An 18,023-nucleotide genomic window follows, 5' to 3' on the forward strand; every position below is an offset into this window, starting at 1 on the left:
CCCGTTCAATCCGTCGGGGGTTGGCTATAATTCTGTACATGACCACCCTTCCCGTGGCCGAGGCCAGGCAGCAGTTCTCCAGCCTGGTCGAGGAGGCCGTCAGGACCCACCAGCGCATCCGCGTGACCCGCAACGGTCGGCCCGCCGTCGTGGTGATCGCCGATGACGACTTCGAGGCCATCATGGAGACGATCGAGGTGCTGTCCGACCCGACGCTCATGCAGGCCGTGGTCCAGTCGCACGCCGACCGCGAAGCCGGGCGCCACATCACCGGCGACGAGATGGCCGCGATCATGGCCGCTCGCGCCGAGGGGATCGACCTGGGCGACGAGGCCGATGTGATCTCCGAGATGCACGCCAGCGGCATCCCCGACGAGGTGTGCATGACCGCCCTGGAGGCGATCATCGCCCGGCACCGTGAGGTCGCCGAGTGACCGAGGCTCCGCCCGCCGACGGCGGGCGTTATGAGATCACCCTGCGCCCCGCCGCCGCGCGGGCGCTCCAAAGGATGCCCGAGAAGATCGCCGCCGCCTGCTGGGAGTTCATTCACGGCCCGCTCGCCGACAACCCGCACCGCGTCGGAAAGCCCCTCGTGGAGCCGCTCGCACCGCAGTACAGCGCCCGACGGGGTGAGTACCGCGTGCTGTACCTCATCGACGATGGCAAGGTGATCATCGAAGTCACCGCCCTCTCACACCGCGCCGACGCCTACCGCATGCGCTGACACGGTCGCGGCGAGCACACCGAACGCGGAACGAGCGCCTCCGGCCGCCGCCGCTCCACCAGCGGCCGGTAGTCCCGATGGGGCAGATACACGGCGCTGCAGGAAGACGTCCACGTGCCCCAGTAGCGCGGAGAGCCGTCGTCGGCCACAGAGGCGACCAGCCCGTACAGGTCGTCCCCCATGCTCGCGATCTTGACGACGAGCAGCCCGCCCGAGGTGATCACCATGGAACACGGCGGCAACCCCTGATGCGGTGTCATCGGTCGCTCCAGGGTTGTCAGGGCGTCGGCCGTGTACGCCGGGTGGGCATGTCATTGCGTGCGGCCAGGACGGTGCGGATGCGTTCGGCCGCGATCTCCGGCGTGGTCACCGGGGTGATCACCTCACCCCATGACCACACGAACCGGCCGGGCTCCCCGGCCGATTCCGGTCGTACGCCGATGTCCTCCGCGAATCGTTCCGCCTCGGGGTTGTTGACGTGCAGGGACGGCGGACGGCCGGACCGGTGGACCGGGCGCGCGAAGAGTGTCGGATCGGTGTCGCTGATCGCGGAACGGAGACTCTCCAGGTGTCGGACCGAGTCCGCGACGTGGTCCACGGTGGGCGCGTCGAAGGGCACCCGGCGGTCACGGATCCGGCGTCGGGGCCGGCGATGGCTGGGCATGGGAACTCCCTGGTCGGTGGCTTGTGACGCTCCAAGAGAACCCGCACCGCTTGGCTGCGGCCCAGGGCGTTCGCGGCCCACCATTGAGGCGTGAATGGTGCATCTCTGGTGCATCCGGGCTGTGTCGTCGATGCACCGCTTACGCTGACGTCGGAAGACACGACGCTCGGTGAGGACGAGTGCATCGCGGGAGGCCCGATGGCGGCAGGACGCCGCGCTCGCCTGGCACGGCGCCGCCGGAAGCTCGGCTTCAGCCAGGAGTCCTTGGCCGAAGCCCTGCACGCCGACCGTTCCACGATCGCCCGCTGGGAACGAGGCCAGTGCGACCCCCAGCCGTACCACCTGGAGAGGCTCTGTGAGCTGCTTCAGGTCACGTACGACGAGCTGGATGAGTTGTTGAACACCGAGCAGAACCCAAGACCGCCCGGCATGGACGAGGACGGGCCGTTCGAGTCACCGTCGTTCCTCTGGCGGCCCGCAGGACTCAACGGCGACATGACCCCCGACGACGAGGAGCGCCTCGCCCTCGCCGTCGCCCGGCCGCTCCGGACGGATCCGACCGTGGTCGAGTCCCTGGCCGCCATCCTTGCGGCTCAGCGCCGACTGGACGACGTCGTGGGTCCCGCCGCGATCCTGGCCGCCACGGCGGCGCAAGCCGAGACCGTGACGCGCCTGCTGCGTGAGTCGCGCGGCCGCGTTCGGGAGGCGCTCGCGCCCGTGGCCGGCGAGTGGGTGCAGTTCCACGGATGGCTTCATGCCGAGATGGGCAGCGTCGCGCCGGCCGTGCGCCTGCTGACCGACGCGGAGGAACTCGCCGACGATGCGGGTGACGGAACCCTCGCCGCGCAGGCCGCGAACTTCAAGGGCTACCTTGCGCGCCGGCAGGGACGTCCGAGGGCGATCGTTCGGCATTTCCTCACCGCGTACAACACCCCCGGGGCGCACCCTGCCCAACGGCTCGGCGACGCCATCCAGGCCGCACAGGGATACGCCTTGCTGGGCGAGGCCGTGACCGCCCGGCGGCTGCTCGACGAGGCGTCCGCTCTGGCGGACGAGGCGGCCCGTGCGCTGCCACCCGACACCGCCTATTGGCTCACGCCGGACTTCCACCACCTGAATTTCGGCCTGGCGCTCTCGGCCCTCGGCGAGCACGTGGCGGCCGCCGAACGCCTGACGATCGGGCTCGAGTCGCTTCCACCGGATCAGCAGGGCGCCGAGTGGACCATGGAATACCGCGACGCGCGCGTCCGAGCCCAGGACTTGTCGAGCTAGCGGCTCTCCATACGTGGCCCTTCGCGGCCCCGAGGAAGGGACGGAGGACTTCATCCCCGGCTACGGTTCCGGGTCCACGGGCCGCAGGTGGCGAGGCCTGCGCCGCTTTGGTCGTGCCCTCGGGGGCGGGACCAGCCCGTACGCGCGCTGGACAACTTCCAGGACCGCCTCCATATCAGCGCGGTGTGCATCCCTGATGTCCGACAGCAACTGGATCGTCTTGACCTGGGCTTCGATGAGCACGTTGATCCGATGCTCCAACTCCTCCAGCCGCTCATTCGTCGTCGGTCCGCGGACGGCGGGTCGCTTACGTCCGCGACCGCTGTTCCTTGATGGTGACTTCTCCATGCTTCCCAGCATGGCGAGCCACGAGCCGATTCCCATAGTGGCGGCGGGAGACCGACGCGGACGTCTTCGAGGAGGTCGAGCGCCGCGTCGGCCGGTCGGGCTGAGCCGCTACTTGCAGAGTTTCTGGGATGCCGTGGAGGTCTGGGGGCCCGAGCCCGGGGACGGGGTGGCGCCGGGGAGGTCGGGGAACTCGACGCGCTCGGCGCCGTTCCAGTCGGCCCCCACGATGATCTGGATGGTGTCGCCCAGGGAGCTCTTCTCCTTGAGTTTGGCGCCCGGGAGGGCGGCGGCCAGGGTCTTGGCGGCGTCGGCGTTGGCGGGGCCGTACTGGATGTGCGTGTTGCGCAGGCCGGTGCGGGCGACGCCGGGCGGGACGAGGGTGCGGAAGCCGACCTCCTTCAGGTCGCCGGCGGCGCGGGCGGCCAGGCCGCGGGTGCCGACGCCGTTGCGGACGACCACGCTGATGTCCTGCGGCTGGACGGTGGGCGCGTTGGGGTCGCGGGTGGGGGAGGCGGTCGGCTTGGGCTTGGGCTTGGTGAACGACTCGTCGCGGCGGATCTTGGCGAAGACCGAGGCCGCCCCGCGGGAGTCCCACAGCACGGTGGACTGGGGGGCCGAGCCGTTGATCGGTGTCATGTGGTTGTCGCTGACCAGCGGGATCTTGACGAAGGTGACGTCGTCGGGGGACAGGTCCTTCATCTGGTCGGCCAGCTCGGGCAGGTTCTCGGCGAGGTCCTCGTCCACCCGCAGGGACTTGAGGGTGGCCCGCAGGAAGCGGGTGGACTTGACCGGGTCGCTGAGGGTCTTGCTGCTGAGGGCCTGCTTCATCAGGGCCGCCATGAACTGCTGCTGACGGTCGATGCGGCCCAGGTCGCTGCCGCCCGTGAGGTTGTAGCGGGCCCGGGTGAAGGCCAACGCCCTCAACCCGTCGACGTGGGTCTTGCCGGCGGGCAGCCGCAGGCCGCTCTTGCGGTCGTGAACGGGCTCCTCGACGCACACGTCCACGCCGCCGAGCGCGTCGACCATGTTGACGAAGCCGTAGAAGTTGACCTCGATGTAGTGGTCGATGGACACGCCGGTCGCGCGCCGGATGGTGGAGACCGTGAGGTCCGGGCCGCCGAACTGGTACGCCCAGGTCAGCTTGCCCTGACGGGACGGCACGAGGGTGCCCTTGGCGCCCTCCGAGCCGTTGGAGCGGTGCGACGGGATCGTCACCAGGGAGTCGCGGGGCAGGCTGATCAACGAGATCCGGTCGTGCTCGCGGGAGACGTGGACCAGCATCATCGTGTCGGAGCGCTCGCCCTCGTGCCGGCCGAGCTTGGCGGCCTTGAGCTGCTCCGGGGTGAGGCCCTCTCGGCGGTCCACCCCGGCGACCAGGATGGTCATGGCCCCCTTCGGGCCGCCGTCGTCGCCGCCCAGACCCTCGATCTTCAGCTTGCCGAGGGTGTCGGTCACGTAGTTTTGGAACGCCCACGCGCCGCCCGAGCCGAGCAGCACGAACGCCGACATGGCGCCCGTGACCATGAGGAACCGGCGCTGCCGCCGGGCGTTGACCGCCGAGCGGTGGCGCTGGGCGGCCCGGGGACGGCGCGGGCCGCGCGGCGTCTCCACCGCCACCCGCGGCGCCGGCACGCCGTCCACGGTGACGCCCTCGCCGGGCGGATCGGCCTCGGCCTGGCCCATGGGGCCCGTGGGCCCGGCCGGCGTTTCCGGGCGAGGGCGGAAATAGCGCTCGATCGGATCAGAGTCGCCCTCGTCGGGCATGACTGGTCGCCCCCTCGTCCGTGCGTTTCCTGACGCGGATGTCCCCACCCTAAAGTGGTCGACACCGCTGCGTTCGCTACCTCCACTTCGTGTCCTTGGAGTAACGTGGCGCCGAATTGACCTCTCCCCGGCGGGAGGCCGTGCGCATCCGGGCCTCGGCCCGGGTCCCCGGCCCGTCCGCCGGCAGCCCCGCGCAGGAGGAACCGATCGACGCGTTACGTTCGGTGCCGGCCGTCCGGTGGGGCGAGAGCAGGTCGCCCGATGGCTCAAGCAAGATCAGGAGAGGTAGCGGCTTGACCCGGCAGGGCCGGGTTCGTCCCCGAGAGTTCAGATGAATCCGTCACCCCACGCGCAGAGCGCCGAGCCCGGCGCCGACCACCGCACCTGGCCGGCGGTGTCGGTGGTCATGCCGGTGCTCAACGAAGAGCGGCATCTGGCCGACGCGGTCGAGGCGATCCTCGACCAGGACTACCCCGGCGAGCTGGAGCTGGTGCTCGCGGTCGGGCCGTCCAGGGACCGGACGCAGGAGATCGCGGAGAAGCTGGCCGCCGGGGATCCCCGGGTCATCGTCGTCGCCAACCCGACGGGCCGCACCCCGCAGGGCCTGAACATCGCGATCAAGGCGTCCCAGTACTCCATCGTGGTCCGGGTCGACGGGCACTCGCTGCTCCCCGCCGACTACGTGCGGGCCGCCGTGGAGACCATGGAGGAGACCGGGGCCGACAACGTCGGCGGCGTGATGGCCGCCGAGGGTGTCACCCCGTTCGAGAAGGCCGTGGCCCGCGCCATGACGTCCAAGATCGGCGTCGGGGCCGCCCGGTTCCACACGGGCGGCGAGGCCGGCGAGGTCGAGACGGTCTACCTGGGCACCTTCCGGCGCAGCGCGCTGGACCGGGTCGGCGGCTACGACGAGACGTTCGTGCGCGCGCAGGACTGGGAGATGAACCACCGGATCCGCCAGACCGGCGGGCTGGTCTGGTTCACCCCCCGGATGCGGGTCACCTACCGGCCCCGGCCGGACCTGCGGTCGCTGGCCAGGCAGTACTTCCACACCGGCCGCTGGCGCCGGGTGGTCGGACGCGAGCACCAGGGCACGCTGAACCTGCGCTATCTGGCCCCGCCGCTGGCGGTGGTCGCGATGGCGGCCGGCGCCGTGGCGGGGGCGCTGGGCTTCTGGCCCGGCTGGCTGCTGCCCGGCGGCTACGTCGCCGTGATCATGGTCGGCGGGAGCCTGGCGACCGGGCGCGGGCTGCCCTTGCCGGCCCTGATGCGGCTGCCGATGGTGTACGCGACCATGCACGTCTCGTGGGGGATCGGCTTCCTGACGAGCCCGCCCGGGCTCGGCCAGCCCGCGCCGCCGCGCCGCTGATCCGAGACACACGCCGACCTTCCGGCTAGCCTGCGTTCAACGGGACGGGTGGAGGCGGCGGATGAGCAATCAGGGACCGGTACGCAGCGGTGGGATGTCCAACGGCGCCCGGCACGCGCTCGGCGGCGTCGTCGGGCTGATCCTGACGCCCGTGATCGGCGGGCTCTTGGTCTTCGGCGTGGAACGCCTGTCCCGGGTGGTGATCCGGGCGGAGTTCTCGGACCGCTGGATCGCGGCGGCCGCGCTGACGGCGGCGGCGATCGCGGTCGGGGCCCTGGCGGGGTCGCGCGTCTCGCCCCTGGGCTCGGCGATCCCCGGGGCGCTGCTCGCCCTGGTGAACCTGCCGTGGCTGCTCTCGCCCCGGTGGTCGTTCGAGAATCTGGCGCATCGGGGCGGCGACCTCGGCCGCGGCTATGAGATCGCGAGCGCCTACGGCCTGCTGGGCATCGTCGGCGTCGCGCTGCTCGTGGCCTCCCTGCCGCCGTCCCGCTGGCGTTCGACCGCGCCCTCCGGAGCGCCCCCGCGCCCGCCGTACGCGCCGCCCCCGCCTCCGCCGCACGCGCCCCAGAACGCGCCCGGCGGTCAGTGGGGGTCCCACCAGCCGCCCGGGCGGCAGCCCGGCGGGTCTCCCGCGCCGCCGCCGTACGACCCGGGCCCTCCGCCTCCGGGGGCCGGCAGGCCGCCGCAGGGCGAGGCCGTTCCGGGGCAGATCGGCGGCCCGCCCGCACCGGGCCCCGGCCCGCAGCAGCCCCACGGCCCCGGGCACGGTTCCGGTCCCGGGACGGGCGGCCCGGACGATGAGGAGCCCGGGGAGTGGACCCGCATGTACGGCGGGAACCGAGGCCCCCAAGGCGGCCCGCCTCAGGGCTGAGCGACGTCCTCCGCGGCCAACGCGGCGATGACGCCGGGCACGTCGTTGACGACCATCGCGTCCACGCCCGACTCCGCGTAACCGGGCGCGTCCTGGGCCCCCGGGCACCAGGCGACCACCTCGAGGCCCGCCTTGTGCGCCACGTCGACGGAGTGGTCGAGCGGACGGACCCGGGTGTCGGGCGGGTCGACGCCGAGCGAGCCGGTGTGCATCCCGACCGCGTCCAGGCCGAGCCCGGCGGCGGCGGCCACCGCGTGCCACAGCGGGAACCGCAGCCACGTCAACAGGCCCAACGGCACGGCCGCGCCCAACTCCTCCCGCAGCCCGATCAGCAGCGACGGGTCGAACGAGGTCACCAGCAGCGGACGGCGTCGCGCCTCGGCCGCCAGCACCGGGGCCAGCAGCGCGCCGGTGCGCCGGGCGGGCGGGTCCACGGCGTCCTCGAGGATCGTCTTGACGTCCACGTCCAGCGCCACCTCGGGGGGCAGCGCGTCGAGCACGTCGACCAGCCGGGGCAGGCCCGTCTCGGCGGCGGTCCGGTCGACCAGGAAGGCCCCGTCCACGCCGGTCGGGTCGTGCCGCAGCACCAGGTCGTCGTCGGCCGTCCGGGTCACGTCGATCTCGATCCAGGAGGCCCCGGCGTCGATCGCGCCCAGGATCGAGTCCACGGTGTTCTCGGTGACGGCGGCGGCCGAGCCGGGCAGCAGCACGTCCCCGGAGCCCGCGCCGCGATGCCCGATCACGGCGGGCCGGTCCCCATCGAAGATCACTTCGCCTCCTCGGCGCGCGCGGCCAGATGTTCGGCCACCACCAGGTCCAACGGATGGGTGACCTTGAGGTTGCGCTCGTCGCCCTCGACCACCCGGATCGGCACGTCCGGCAGATAGCGGTGCACGACCCCGCAGTCGTCGGTGGCGGTGAAGCCCGGGTCGCCCTCGGCCAGCCGGTACGCCTCCCGCAGGGTGCCGATCCGGAAGCACTGGGGCGTCTGGAAGCGGCGCAACGCGTCCCGCGGCGGCATGGCGCGCACCAGCCCGTCCTCCACCACGACGACGGTGTCGGGGGTGGGGACGCCGACGGCCACCGCCCGGTGGGCGTCCAGCGCGGCCAGGCAGCGGTCGATCACCCCGGAGTCCACGAACGGGCGGGCGGCGTCGTGCAGCAGCAGGCGGGTGTCGTCGGGCTCGTCGGCCAGCGCGCCGAGGGCCGCCAGGGTGGACTCGGTGCGGGTCGCGCCGCCCTCGATCACCCGGGAGACCTTCGCGAAGCCGTACCGGGACATGATCTCCACGGCGGCCGGCACGTGCCCGCGCGCCATCACCACCAGCACCTCGTCCACGCCGGGATGGGTGTCGAAGGCGGCCGGGGCGTACGCCAGGATCGGCCGCCCGCCGACCTCCAGGAGCTGTTTGGGGGTCGCCGAGCCGATCCGCTGACCGAGGCCTCCGGCGAGGACCACCGCAACCGTTCTCACATTTCCCCTAGGTCTCTTCCGGCCCGCCGCGGGGTGTCCGACCCGCTACGCTGAGCCTTTCCGAAATCCCCCCGACTTGCGACGTTGCTGGAAGGTGCCGATGACTGTGGCGGTAGTCCTCGCGACCGATCCGATCGCGGACCTGCCGTACGGGACCGGACCCGAGGCCCCGACCCTGCTGCATCGGCTGCTCGGCCAGCTCGCCTCGCTCAACGTACCGGACATCCGGATCGTGGCCCGGCCCGAAACAGCCACCCTGCTGCGCAAGAATCCGGAGACGGTCGGCCCGGTCGCCCCCACGGTGATCGAGTCCGAGTCGGCCGTCGAGGATCTGCGGGCCATCGCCCGGACGGCGCGCGAGGCCGCGCGGCCCGTGCTGCTGGTGCCGGGCGGCACGGTCGCCAACGACGAACTGCTGATCCGGCTCTCCGGGCGGCAGCGCGACCTGGCCACCGCGGTGACCGAGACGACGACCGGCGGAGAAGACGCCGACCCCGCGGTGCGGCTGGGCGGCGGCCGGGTGATGTCCGCCGAGTCCGGCTTCCACCGGGTCACCGCCCCCAACGCGGTCTTCCGCGGGCCCCTGCGGGTCGCCCCCGCCCGGCGGATCACCCTGGCCCGGGTCGCCGAGCGGCTCGCCGCCCTGCTGGAGACTCCGGGCGCCCTGCCCGACGCCGTCCCCCGGACCTCCGGCGTCCCGGCCCTGCTGCTGGTGGGGCTGGTCCGCGCGGGCGTACGGGTGTCCGCGCTCGGGGCCGCGCCGCTGGTGTGCCGGCAGGTCCACGACGCCGAGGAGGCGCGGGCCGCGCGGAGCGCCGTGGAGGCCGTCGACGAGGACAAGGTCCGGCTGAGCGCGGCGGTCAAGAGCAACGACGGCTTCTTCACCACGTACGCGGTCAGCACCTACTCGCGGTACATCGCCAAGCTCGCCGCGAAGCTGCGGCTCACCCCCAACATGGTGACCTCGCTGTCCATGGCCATCGCCGTGGGCGCGGCGTTCGCGTTCGCCGCCGGCACGCGCACCGGCATGGTCGTGGGCGCGGTGCTGTACTACTTCGCGTTCGTCTTCGACTGCGTCGACGGGCAGTTGGCACGCTACACCCGCCGCTTCAGCACCTTCGGGGCCTGGCTGGACGCCACGTTCGACCGTGCCAAGGAGTACGCGGTGTTCGCCGGGCTGGCGGTCGGCTCGACCGCCGCGGCGGCGGGGGGCTCGGTGGACGGCGGGGACGTGTGGACGCTGGCCGTGCTGGCGATGGCCGTGCAGACCTGCCGCCACATGATCGACTTCTCCTTCGGGGCACGCGGCAGGCCGCCCGCCGCGCCGCTGCCGGTGACCCCGCTGACCTCGCCCGGCGACGGGCTGCCCCCGGCGGGCGCGGTGGCCGCCCGCCGCGGCGGACCGATCGGCCTGCTCAAACGGCTGCTGGCGAAGACCGGTTCGGGCCCGGCGTACTGGGCCAAGAAGATGATCGTGTTCCCGATCGGGGAGCGCTTCGCCGTGGTCTCGGTGACCACCGCGTTCTGGAACGCCCGGGTGACCTTCCTCGTGCTCCTGGCCTGGGGCTCGGTGGCGGCCGCCTACACCCTGTCCGGACGGATGCTGAGGTCGGTGACCCGATGACGATCCTGCCGACGCTGCCGACGACGGCCCCGGCCCCCGCGCCCGCCCCGGCGGTGCGCGCCGAGCGGCTCCGGGCCTACCGCGACGACGGGCCGATCTGCGAGCAGTTCGGTCGGCTGACGCAGGGGCGGCTGACCCCGCTGCCGGGCACCGTGGTGGCCGCGATCACCGTCGCAGCGCTGCTCCTGGTGGCGGGCGGCGAGGAACGCGCGATTCCGGTGCTGTACGCCCCGCTGGTGGCGTTGCTGCTGATCGGGCCGTCGGCCGCGCACCCCCATCGGGGACGCGTCGACTGGCTTGTCCCGCCCATCATGCGCGGCATCGAGTATGGTTACCTGGCCGTCTTGGGGTTCGCGCAGGACGTTTCGGCGCCGCTGATCTACGCGCTGCTGGCCGTTCTCGCCTACCACCATTACGACACCGTCTACCGGACGCGGCAGCGTCTGTGGCCGAGCGGGTGGGTGTTCGCGGCCGGGCTCGGCTGGGAGGGCCGGATGTTCGTGGCGGCCTTCGCGGGTCTCTTCGGGCATCTGTCGCTCGCCTACGCCGTGCTGGCCGGTTACCTCGGCGTGCTGTTCGGCGTCGAGAGCGTGGCGACGTGGGCCCGGGCCGATCGGGGCGGCGGCGTGCAGGTGGACCTGGACGAGGACGAGGAGACCAGTTGAGCCGGTCGAACGGCGAGGGAGGCACAGCGTGATCGGAATGGTGCTCGCGGCGGGCGCGGGCCGGCGGTTGCGGCCGTACACCGACAGCCTGCCCAAGGCCCTGGTGCCGGTGGACGGCGAGACGACCATCCTCGACATCGCGCTCGGCAACCTGGCCGAGGTCGGGCTGACCGATGTCGTGATCGTCGTCGGCTACCGCGCGGAGGCCGTGGAACGACGCAGGGCCGCGCTGGAGGAGCGCCACGGCGTCTCCCTGACCCTCGTCCACAACGACAAGGCCGAGGAGTGGAACAACGCCTACTCCATGTGGCTGGCGCGCGAGCACTTCTCCAAGGGCGTCCTCATGGTCAATGGAGACACGGTTCATCCCGTTGGGGTGGAAAAGACACTACTTGCGAACCGGGGTCCCGAGATCGTCCTCGCGGTGGACAACGTGAAAACTCTCGCCGACGAAGAGATGAAGGTGACCCTGGACGACTCCGGGCACCTGGCGCGGATCACCAAGCTCATGGACCCGGCGCGGGCGCACGGCGAGTACATCGGCGCCACGCTGATCGAGCCGTCGGCCGCCGCGCCGCTGGCCGACGCGCTGAAGGCCACCTGGGAGGGCGACCCCGACCTCTATTACGAGGACGGCTACCAGGAGCTGGTCCGCCGGGGCGGACGCATCGCCGTCGCCCCCATCGGCGCGGTCGACTGGGTCGAGGTCGACAACCACGACGACCTGGAGAAGGCCCGGCGCATCGCCAAGGGGTACTGACCCATGCCCCAGCTCATGCGGTCGCTGCCCGCCCCGCTGTCGGTCGAGGTACGGCGCGGGGCGGTGGTCGCGCTCGGCGAGCTGCTGGCCGACCGGCGGATCGTCACCGAGGGCCGAGTGGCCATCGCGGTGGGCCCGGGACAGGGCGACGCCATCGCCGAGCGGGTGAAGCCGTCCCTGACCTCGTGCGACGTGTTCCACGTGGCCGGGGGCACCGTGGACGCCGCCGTCGCCCTGTCGTCCAAGCTCCGCTCCGGCTGGTACGAGGCGGTCGTGGGCATCGGCGGCGGCCGGACCATCGACGCCACCAAGTACGCGGCGACGCTGGCCGGGATCCCGATGGTGTCGGTCGCGACCAACCTGTCGCACGACGGCATCTGCTCCCCGGTGGCCTCGCTGGAGCACGACAAGGGCAAGGGCTCGTTCGGCGTGGCGATGCCGCTCGCCATGATCGTGGACCTGGACTACGTGCGGGCCGCGCCCGACCGCCTGGTGCGCGCCGGGATCGGCGACGTGATCAGCAACTTCTCGGCGGCGGACGACTGGCTGCTGGCCGCCGAGGACTGCGGCGAGCCGGTGGACCAACTCTCGCTGACGGTGGCCCGCACGGCCGCCGAGGCGCTGCTGCACCAGCCCGCGTCGATCGAGTCCGACCGGTTCCTGACGGTGCTGGCCGAGGGCCTGGTGCTGTCGGGCATGGCGATGTCGTTCGCGGGCTCGTCCCGGCCGTCCAGCGGCGGCGACCACGAGATCCTGCACGCGATCGACCAGTTGTTCCCCGGGACCGCCAACCACGGCGAGCTGGCCGGGATCGGCGCGGCGTTCTGCTACCACCTGCGCGACCGGCATCTGGGCTCCGGCGAGGAGCGGCTCGGCGAGATCCTGACCTGCCTCGAACGGCACGGACTGCCGCGGCTGCCCGGCGACGTCGGGCTGACCGAGGAGCAGTTCGCCGACGCGGTCGTGTTCGCCCCTCAGACCCGCCCCGGCCGTTACACGATCTTGGAACGTCTTGAGCTCGACCACAGTGCCGCCCTCAAGTCGGTAGGGGAGTATGTCCGGTCCTACGGAGGCTGAGCAGAGGGTCCGTTCCCGGCGCACCGCGACGGTCGCCGACGTCCGCGCGCTCGGCCAGCCCCCCGGGCTGAAGGATCGCCGGAACGAGGAGCACTGGGCCGGGCGGCTCTACATGCGGTCGCTGTCGCCGTACTTCGCGTGGCTGGCGCTGCGGATGGGCTTCAGCCCCAACCAGCTCACCTATCTGATGATGGGCAGCGGCATCGTCGCGGGTCTGGTGGTCTCGGCGCCCGGGTGGCCGCTGTGGGCCGCGCTGGGCGGCGCGCTGCTGATCCAGGCGTACCTGCTGCTGGACTGCGTGGACGGGGAGGTCGCCCGCTACCTGCGGCGGACCTCGGTGGCGGGCGTCTACCTCGACCGGATCGGCCACTACCTGGCGGAGGTCGCGCTGCTGATCGGGCTCGGCGCCCGGGCGCAGGGCGACTGGGAGTCCGGCGGCTGGCTGGAGCTGGGGCTGGTGGCCGCGCTCGGCGCCGCGCTCATCAAGGCGGAGACCGACAACGTGGTGGTGGCCCGCGCCAAGTCCGGGCTGCCGGCCGACCCCGTGGCGGGGGACCGGGCGCTGCGGCCCCGTTCGGCGGGGCTGGCGTTGGCCCGCCAGGCCGCCGCCGGGCTGCGCCTGCACCGCATCATCGGGGCGGTGGAGCTGTCCCTGCTGATCGTGGCCGCCGCCGTGCTGGATCTGGTGGTGGCCGGCGACACCCCGGTGGTCACCCGGGTGCTGACGGCGGCCGTCGCCGCCGTCGCGGCCGTGCAGACCCTGTTGCACCTGGTCAGCGTGATCGCCTCGCGGAGGCTGCGATGAGTCTGCTGTCGGTCGTCGTGCTGACCATGGGCAACCGGCCCGCCGAACTGGCCCGCGCGGTGCGCAGCGCCCTCGACCAGGACGACGTCGACGTCGAGGTGATCCTGGTCGGCAACGGTGTGTCCGGTGACTGGACGCCCGGAGACGACGACGTCTTCGAGGACAAGCGCGTGACCGTCGTCCGGCTGCCCCGCAACGTCGGCATCCCGGCGGGACGCAACCGGGGGGTGGAGGCGTCCACCGGGGAGATCATCCTCTTTCTGGACGACGACGGGTGGTACCGGTCCCCGCGGCTGGGCGCCCATCTGCGGGACCGGTTCGCCGCCGACCCCGCGCTGGGCATCGTGTCGTTCCGGGTCCGCGACCCGGAGGGCGGCCGGGGCGAACGGCGGCACGTGCCCCGGCTGCGCGCCGGCGACCCCGAGCGCTCCTCGGCCGTGACGACGTTCCTGGGCGGGGCGTGCGCGATGCGCCGCGCGGCCTTCGACGCGGCGGGCGGCCTGCCGGAGGACTTCTTCTACGCCCACGAGGAGACCGATCTGGCCTGGCAGGCGATGAACGCCGGCTACCGGATCGTGTACGACGCCTCGGCGGTGATGTACCACCCGGCGGTGCTGCCGACCCGGCACGCGATGTTCTACCGCTACAACGCCCGCAACCGCGTGTGGCTCGCCCGCCGGAACCTCCCGTGGCCGCTCGCCCTGACCTACTGCGCCGTCTGGGTGGGGATGACGCTGCTGCGCGAACGCCGGCCCGCCGCCCTGCGATCGTGGTTCAAGGGCTTCGCCGAGGGCTGGCGCAGGCCCGCCGGCCCGCGCCGCCCCATCTCGTGGCGCACCGCCTGGCGGATGACCCGAACGGGCCGCCCCCCGATCATCTGAGCCCCGACAGGACGCGTTCCCCGGTGGGGTCGGTCAGGCCGTTGGGCGATGTGCGTGGCGCGGGGCCGGTGGGCCCCTGTCCGGTCAGCCGAGTCCGGACAGGAGCCGTTGCCAGGTGGGGTCGGCGGTGAGGACGATCAGGCGGCGGGTGGCGCGGGAGAGGGCGACGTAGAGGACGCGCAGGCCCCTCGGGGACTGGGCGGCCACGGCCTCCGGGGCCAGGATGACGGCGGCGTCGAACTCCAGCCCCTTGGCGTCGAGGACGTCGAGGACCTGGACGCGCTCCGGCAGGCCCTCGGCGAGGGCGGTGGCGTCCCGGCGGGTCCAGGTGCCGTCGGGCAGCGGGATGATCACGCCGATGGTGCCCTCCACCTGGGTGAGGAGGGTTTCGACGGCCTCGCGGGCGGCGGTGCGCAGACCGTCCTGCGGCACCGTGGTGATCAGCGGGTCGTCCCCGGAGGTGCGGACGGCCCGGGCGGGCCGGGCCCCCGGCAGCGCCAGGTCCAGGACCCGCGCGGACACGGCGGCGATCTCCGTCGTGTTGCGGTAGTTGGTGGTCAGCTCGAACTCGTGCCGGGCCCGGGCGGGAGCCTGCCGGCGGTCACGGCCTCGATCGCGACCCCGGCCACGGCCCCGGTCGCGCCGCTGGGAGGTGGGACCGCCCAGGGCCGCCTCCATGGCCCGGCGGGCCTCGTCGAGGTCCTCCCAGGCGCTCTGGGCCGGGTCCTCCACGACCGTCCAGGTGGCGTGACGACCTCGGCGGCCCAGCATCCGCCACTGCATGGGGGACAGGTCCTGCGCCTCGTCCACCACGATGTGCGCGTACTCGGGTCGGGTGTCGGTGACCTCGTCGTCGACCCGGCGCGAGCGCTCCAGCCGTTCGATCGAGGTGGTGAGCTCCCGCAGCTCCGGCTCCCAGTCGTCGGCGATCTCCTCGCCGGTGAGGATGTTGACGCCGTCGATGACGTACGGGTCCTCCTCGTCGCGGGCCCGGCGGGAGGGGCGGGGCGGCGGGCCGAGCAGGGCGTCGATCTCGTCCAGCAGCGCGACGTCCTGGTAGCTGAGCGTGGGGGCGTCCCCGGACAGCGCCTCGGACCAGGCGGCGGCCAGCAGGTCCGCGTCCGGCCGGTCCAGGTCGCGTCCGGCGGCGCGCCGCAGCCGGGCCCGGTCGCCGAGGGAGCGGAGCACGTCCAGCGGGGTGCGGATCGGCCACCAGGCGGTCAGGAAGTCGGCGAACGCGCCCTGCTCCCGGACGTTCTTGAGGAACGCCTCGCGGGAGGTGCGGGGGCCGGCGGGGCCCTCCTCGCCCTCGAGGGCGCCGAGGCCGCTCTCGGCGAGGATGCCCTCCCACAGCGCCAGCTCGCCCTGCACGGGCGCGTCGGGCTCGGGCTCGGTGCCGCCGATGTCGACGTAGCGGTCCCACAGGGTGTCCAGGAGCTGGTCGGCGACGCGCCGGCGGGCGGTGTTGACGCTGCCCTGGCTGCGCCGGTGCACCTGGTTGCGGACCTTGTCGAGCTCCGGCCGGGTGAGCCGTACGATCACGCCCGCGTGGACGACGCGCAGCTCGTCGGGGCCGCCCGGCACGTGGTCGGCGATCGCGCGGCGCAGCACGGCGGTCATCGCGGCGGCGCCCTTCAGCCGGGCGAGCTCGGGGGAGTCGTGGACGGCGGCCGACACCCCGGGCACCAGGTCGCCGAGGGAGCGCAGCGCGGCCGACCCCTCGCCCAGGGACGGCAGCACCCGGTCGATGTAGGCGGTGAAGCGCCGGTTGGGCCCGACGATCAGCACGCCCCGCGACCCGAACCGCTGACGGTGCCGGAACAGCAGGTACGCCACCCGGTGCAGCGCCACGGCCGTCTTGCCGGTGCCGGGCGCGCCGCGCACCAGCACGGTGCCGTCGGCGGGCGCGCGGATCACCTCGTCCTGCTCGCGCTGGATGGTGGCCACGATGTCGCGCATCGCGCCCTCACGGGTGCGGGCCAGCGACGCCAGGAACGCCCCGTCCCCGACGACCGTCAGGGAGTCGGCGGCGGCCGGGTCGAGGAGGTCGTCCTCCAGGTCCACGACCCGGTGCCCGCGCGTGTGCAGCACCCGGCGGCGGACCACGTCCCGGGGGTCCTCGGGGGTGGCGCGGTAGAACGCCTCGGCGGCCGGCGCCCGCCAGTCGATGACCAGCGAGTCGTGGTCGCGGGTGCGGACCCCGACCCGGCCGATGTAGCGGGTCTCCCGGGTCGTCAGGTCGAGCCGGCCGAAGACCAGCCCGTCGTCGGCGACGTCGAGGGCCTGGGCGCGCAGCGCCGCCTGGTGCACCATGGCGTCCCGGTCGACCAGGGAGCCCTTGGTGCCGGCCAGCGACTGTCGGTACCCTTCCCTGATCATCGCCTGGGCGTCGGCGCGCATCTCCTTCAGCCGCTCGTACGCCTCGTCGACACGGCGCTGCTCGACGGCGATCTCCTGGTCCTTCACCGTGATCTCGGGTCCGGTGACCGGGGACGACGACATGCGGGCGGCTCCCTCACACGACAAGGCGAAGGATCAATATTACGCGCCCGGCCGGGGTCGTCCGGCGTCGAGGGCGGCCTTGATCCGACCGAGCGTGGCCTTCATGCCGCGCCGGTTGACGGTCGCCCGCTGCTCGGCGGGGACTCCGGTGAAGACCTTGCCCAGCACGGACACGAACGCCGCGCCCCGGTTGTCTCGGCGCAGGTCCTCCCAGTACTCGGTGAGCCGGGTGGCGCCGTCCGCGACGCCCTCCAGCCGGTAGCCCCACAGCGCCACGGGCGCGCCGAAGCTGGACACCCGGAACGCGAACACCTCGCCGGGAACGGCGGCCGTCACGCGGCAGGTGGTGAACCAGACCCGCCAGCCGATCCGGTTGAAGCCCACGAACTTGGTGCCCGGTCGCACCCGCCCGCCGCGCACCCAGACGGCGAAGCACTCCGGGCTCCAGTGGCCCATCTTCCGGAGGTCCGCCACCGCCGCGTACACGCGTTCCGGTGCCGCCGCGACGACGACGCTCTCCTCGGCGACCCACTCCCGTTCCATGGGCAGATCATCCCAGGTGCCCGAAACGGCGGCGCCAGGAGGTGTACCAGCCGGAGAACCAGCCGCCCGTGTCGTCCCCGAGCAGCTCGATGAGGGGCATCACGTAGGTGACCGTCTCCAGGTAGTACCGGCGCTGGAAGTCCGGCGGCATCCGGTCGAGGGTCTGCACGTTGCTGACCCGGTCGGCCAGCTTCACGCGGATCGCGTCCGGCGGGGCCTCCCGCAGCCGCCGCAGGTAGGCGGTCTTGGCGACGCGCTTGGCCTGCCTCCCCTGGCCGCCCGCCGGGGGCTTGGTCACCCAGTCGACGAGTTCGGCGGCGTCGGGGCCGAACTCGGCCTCGACGTCGGACACGGTGGCGTCGGTGTCCTCCACCACGTCGTGCAGCAGCACCGCCACCAGGGTGTCGAGGTCCGTGACGCCGGCCCCCCGCACCATGACCTCCAGGGCCTCGAACAGGTGCTCCGCATAGGGCGCCCCGGTCGGCCTTCGCTGATCGCCGTGCCACCTCAGCGCGGCGTCCACGGCCCGGTCGAGCACCACGAGGTCGTCAGGCCCCAGGGAACGGGCCGCCAGGTCCGCGCGGGCGCGCTCCCAGGTCCGCCATTCGGTGAACGTCTCCACGCCGGTACTCCTCGCCCCGTTCGGTCAAGCCGCACGGCATCGTAGGCGAGGCGGCCGG

At 73.0% G+C, this 18,023-nt stretch carries 19 protein-coding genes; 11 read left to right on the plus strand and 8 right to left on the minus strand.

All coding sequences use genetic code 11. The features are described from left to right. Positions 1-38 precede the first annotated feature (38 nt). Complete coding sequence (locus tag DFJ69_RS18910; protein WP_116023823.1) at positions 39-434, plus strand: type II toxin-antitoxin system Phd/YefM family antitoxin; 396 nt, start codon at positions 39-41, stop codon at positions 432-434. Further along, positions 431-724 (plus strand): type II toxin-antitoxin system RelE family toxin, encoded by a 294-nt coding sequence (locus tag DFJ69_RS18915; protein ID WP_281275872.1) that lies wholly within the window; start codon positions 431-433, stop codon positions 722-724. Before DFJ69_RS18910 ends, DFJ69_RS18915 begins: the two co-directional genes overlap by 4 nt. Here the strand turns inward: DFJ69_RS18915 and DFJ69_RS18920 are convergent. After that, entirely contained in the window at positions 709-984 is a 276-nt protein-coding gene (locus tag DFJ69_RS18920; RefSeq protein ID WP_147312359.1) for a hypothetical protein, read from the minus strand. The genes DFJ69_RS18915 and DFJ69_RS18920 overlap by 16 nt on opposite strands. A gap of 17 nt (positions 985-1,001) precedes the next feature. After that, entirely contained in the window at positions 1,002-1,388 is a 387-nt protein-coding gene (locus DFJ69_RS18925; protein ID WP_147312360.1) for a hypothetical protein, read from the minus strand. A 108-nt stretch (positions 1,389-1,496) separates the two neighbouring features. On the opposite strand from DFJ69_RS18925, the gene DFJ69_RS18930 reads away from it, so the two are divergent. After that, positions 1,497-2,660 (plus strand): helix-turn-helix domain-containing protein, encoded by a 1,164-nt coding sequence (locus tag DFJ69_RS18930; protein WP_211328658.1) that lies wholly within the window; start codon positions 1,497-1,499, stop codon positions 2,658-2,660. A 456-nt stretch (positions 2,661-3,116) separates the two neighbouring features. Here the strand turns inward: DFJ69_RS18930 and DFJ69_RS18940 are convergent, their stop codons facing one another. Continuing rightward, positions 3,117-4,772 (minus strand): LCP family protein, encoded by a 1,656-nt coding sequence (locus DFJ69_RS18940; RefSeq protein ID WP_116023828.1) that lies wholly within the window; start codon positions 4,770-4,772, stop codon positions 3,117-3,119. Between the two features lie 331 nt (positions 4,773-5,103). Between DFJ69_RS18940 and DFJ69_RS18945 the strand changes: the two genes are divergently transcribed. Together DFJ69_RS18945 and DFJ69_RS18950 are read left to right on the plus strand one after the other, a co-directional pair. After that, positions 5,104-6,141 carry a glycosyltransferase family 2 protein gene (locus tag DFJ69_RS18945; protein WP_116023829.1) on the plus strand — a complete coding sequence of 346 codons (1,038 nt, stop codon included), beginning with the start codon at positions 5,104-5,106 and terminating at the stop codon, positions 6,139-6,141. Positions 6,142-6,202: 61 nt separating this feature from the next. Beyond that, positions 6,203-7,012 carry a hypothetical protein gene (locus tag DFJ69_RS18950; RefSeq protein WP_147312361.1) on the plus strand — a complete coding sequence of 270 codons (810 nt, stop codon included), beginning with the start codon at positions 6,203-6,205 and terminating at the stop codon, positions 7,010-7,012. Here the strand turns inward: DFJ69_RS18950 and DFJ69_RS18955 are convergent. Continuing rightward, on the minus strand, positions 7,003-7,782 hold the full coding sequence (locus DFJ69_RS18955) for a glycerophosphodiester phosphodiesterase (RefSeq protein ID WP_116023831.1): 780 nt from the start codon (positions 7,780-7,782) through the stop codon (positions 7,003-7,005). The two genes, DFJ69_RS18950 and DFJ69_RS18955, sit on opposite strands and share 10 nt — an antisense overlap. Further along, positions 7,779-8,471 carry a 2-C-methyl-D-erythritol 4-phosphate cytidylyltransferase gene (ispD, locus tag DFJ69_RS18960; protein WP_342769868.1) on the minus strand — a complete coding sequence of 231 codons (693 nt, stop codon included), beginning with the start codon at positions 8,469-8,471 and terminating at the stop codon, positions 7,779-7,781. Before ispD ends, DFJ69_RS18955 begins: the two co-directional genes overlap by 4 nt. A gap of 115 nt (positions 8,472-8,586) precedes the next feature. On the opposite strand from ispD, the gene DFJ69_RS36210 reads away from it, so the two are divergent. Genes DFJ69_RS36210 through DFJ69_RS18990 form a run of 6 tightly spaced genes read left to right on the plus strand, consistent with a single transcriptional unit; the run spans position 8,587 to position 14,298 of the window. Next, complete coding sequence (locus tag DFJ69_RS36210; protein ID WP_116023833.1) at positions 8,587-10,110, plus strand: CDP-alcohol phosphatidyltransferase family protein; 1,524 nt, start codon at positions 8,587-8,589, stop codon at positions 10,108-10,110. Further along, entirely contained in the window at positions 10,107-10,775 is a 669-nt protein-coding gene (locus DFJ69_RS36215; RefSeq protein ID WP_281275873.1) for a DUF5941 domain-containing protein, read from the plus strand. Before DFJ69_RS36210 ends, DFJ69_RS36215 begins: the two co-directional genes overlap by 4 nt. 28 nt (positions 10,776-10,803) lie before the next feature. Continuing rightward, positions 10,804-11,535, plus strand: a complete 732-nt coding sequence (locus tag DFJ69_RS18975) for a phosphocholine cytidylyltransferase family protein (RefSeq protein ID WP_116023834.1) — start codon at positions 10,804-10,806, stop codon at positions 11,533-11,535. Positions 11,536-11,538: 3 nt separating this feature from the next. Further along, positions 11,539-12,612, plus strand: coding sequence for an iron-containing alcohol dehydrogenase family protein (locus tag DFJ69_RS18980; protein WP_116023835.1), 1,074 nt, complete (start codon positions 11,539-11,541; stop codon positions 12,610-12,612). Continuing rightward, the gene (locus DFJ69_RS18985; RefSeq protein WP_116023836.1) at positions 12,590-13,417 is read left to right on the plus strand and encodes a CDP-alcohol phosphatidyltransferase family protein; all 828 of its coding nucleotides are present in this window, start codon (positions 12,590-12,592) and stop codon (positions 13,415-13,417) included. The genes DFJ69_RS18980 and DFJ69_RS18985 overlap by 23 nt, the downstream gene beginning before the upstream one ends. Continuing rightward, a complete protein-coding gene (locus DFJ69_RS18990) occupies positions 13,414-14,298 on the plus strand; it encodes a glycosyltransferase family 2 protein (protein ID WP_116023837.1) in 885 nt (294 codons plus the stop codon). The genes DFJ69_RS18985 and DFJ69_RS18990 overlap by 4 nt, the downstream gene beginning before the upstream one ends. A gap of 84 nt (positions 14,299-14,382) precedes the next feature. Here DFJ69_RS18990 and DFJ69_RS18995 read toward each other — a convergent pair whose 3' ends face one another. From DFJ69_RS18995 to DFJ69_RS19005, 3 genes are read right to left on the minus strand one after another with little or no spacing between them, the layout of a single operon-like run. After that, on the minus strand, positions 14,383-16,800 hold the full coding sequence (locus DFJ69_RS18995) for a HelD family protein (RefSeq protein WP_116023838.1): 2,418 nt from the start codon (positions 16,798-16,800) through the stop codon (positions 14,383-14,385). Between the two features lie 39 nt (positions 16,801-16,839). Then, positions 16,840-17,343, minus strand: a complete 504-nt coding sequence (locus tag DFJ69_RS19000) for an SRPBCC family protein (RefSeq protein ID WP_116023839.1) — start codon at positions 17,341-17,343, stop codon at positions 16,840-16,842. Between the two features lie 7 nt (positions 17,344-17,350). Continuing rightward, positions 17,351-17,965, minus strand: a complete 615-nt coding sequence (locus DFJ69_RS19005) for an HD domain-containing protein (RefSeq protein ID WP_116023840.1) — start codon at positions 17,963-17,965, stop codon at positions 17,351-17,353. Positions 17,966-18,023: the final 58 nt, after the last annotated feature.

The sequence above is a fragment of the Thermomonospora umbrina genome, assembly GCF_003386555.1.
GTDB lineage: Bacteria > Actinomycetota > Actinomycetes > Streptosporangiales > Streptosporangiaceae > Thermomonospora > Thermomonospora umbrina.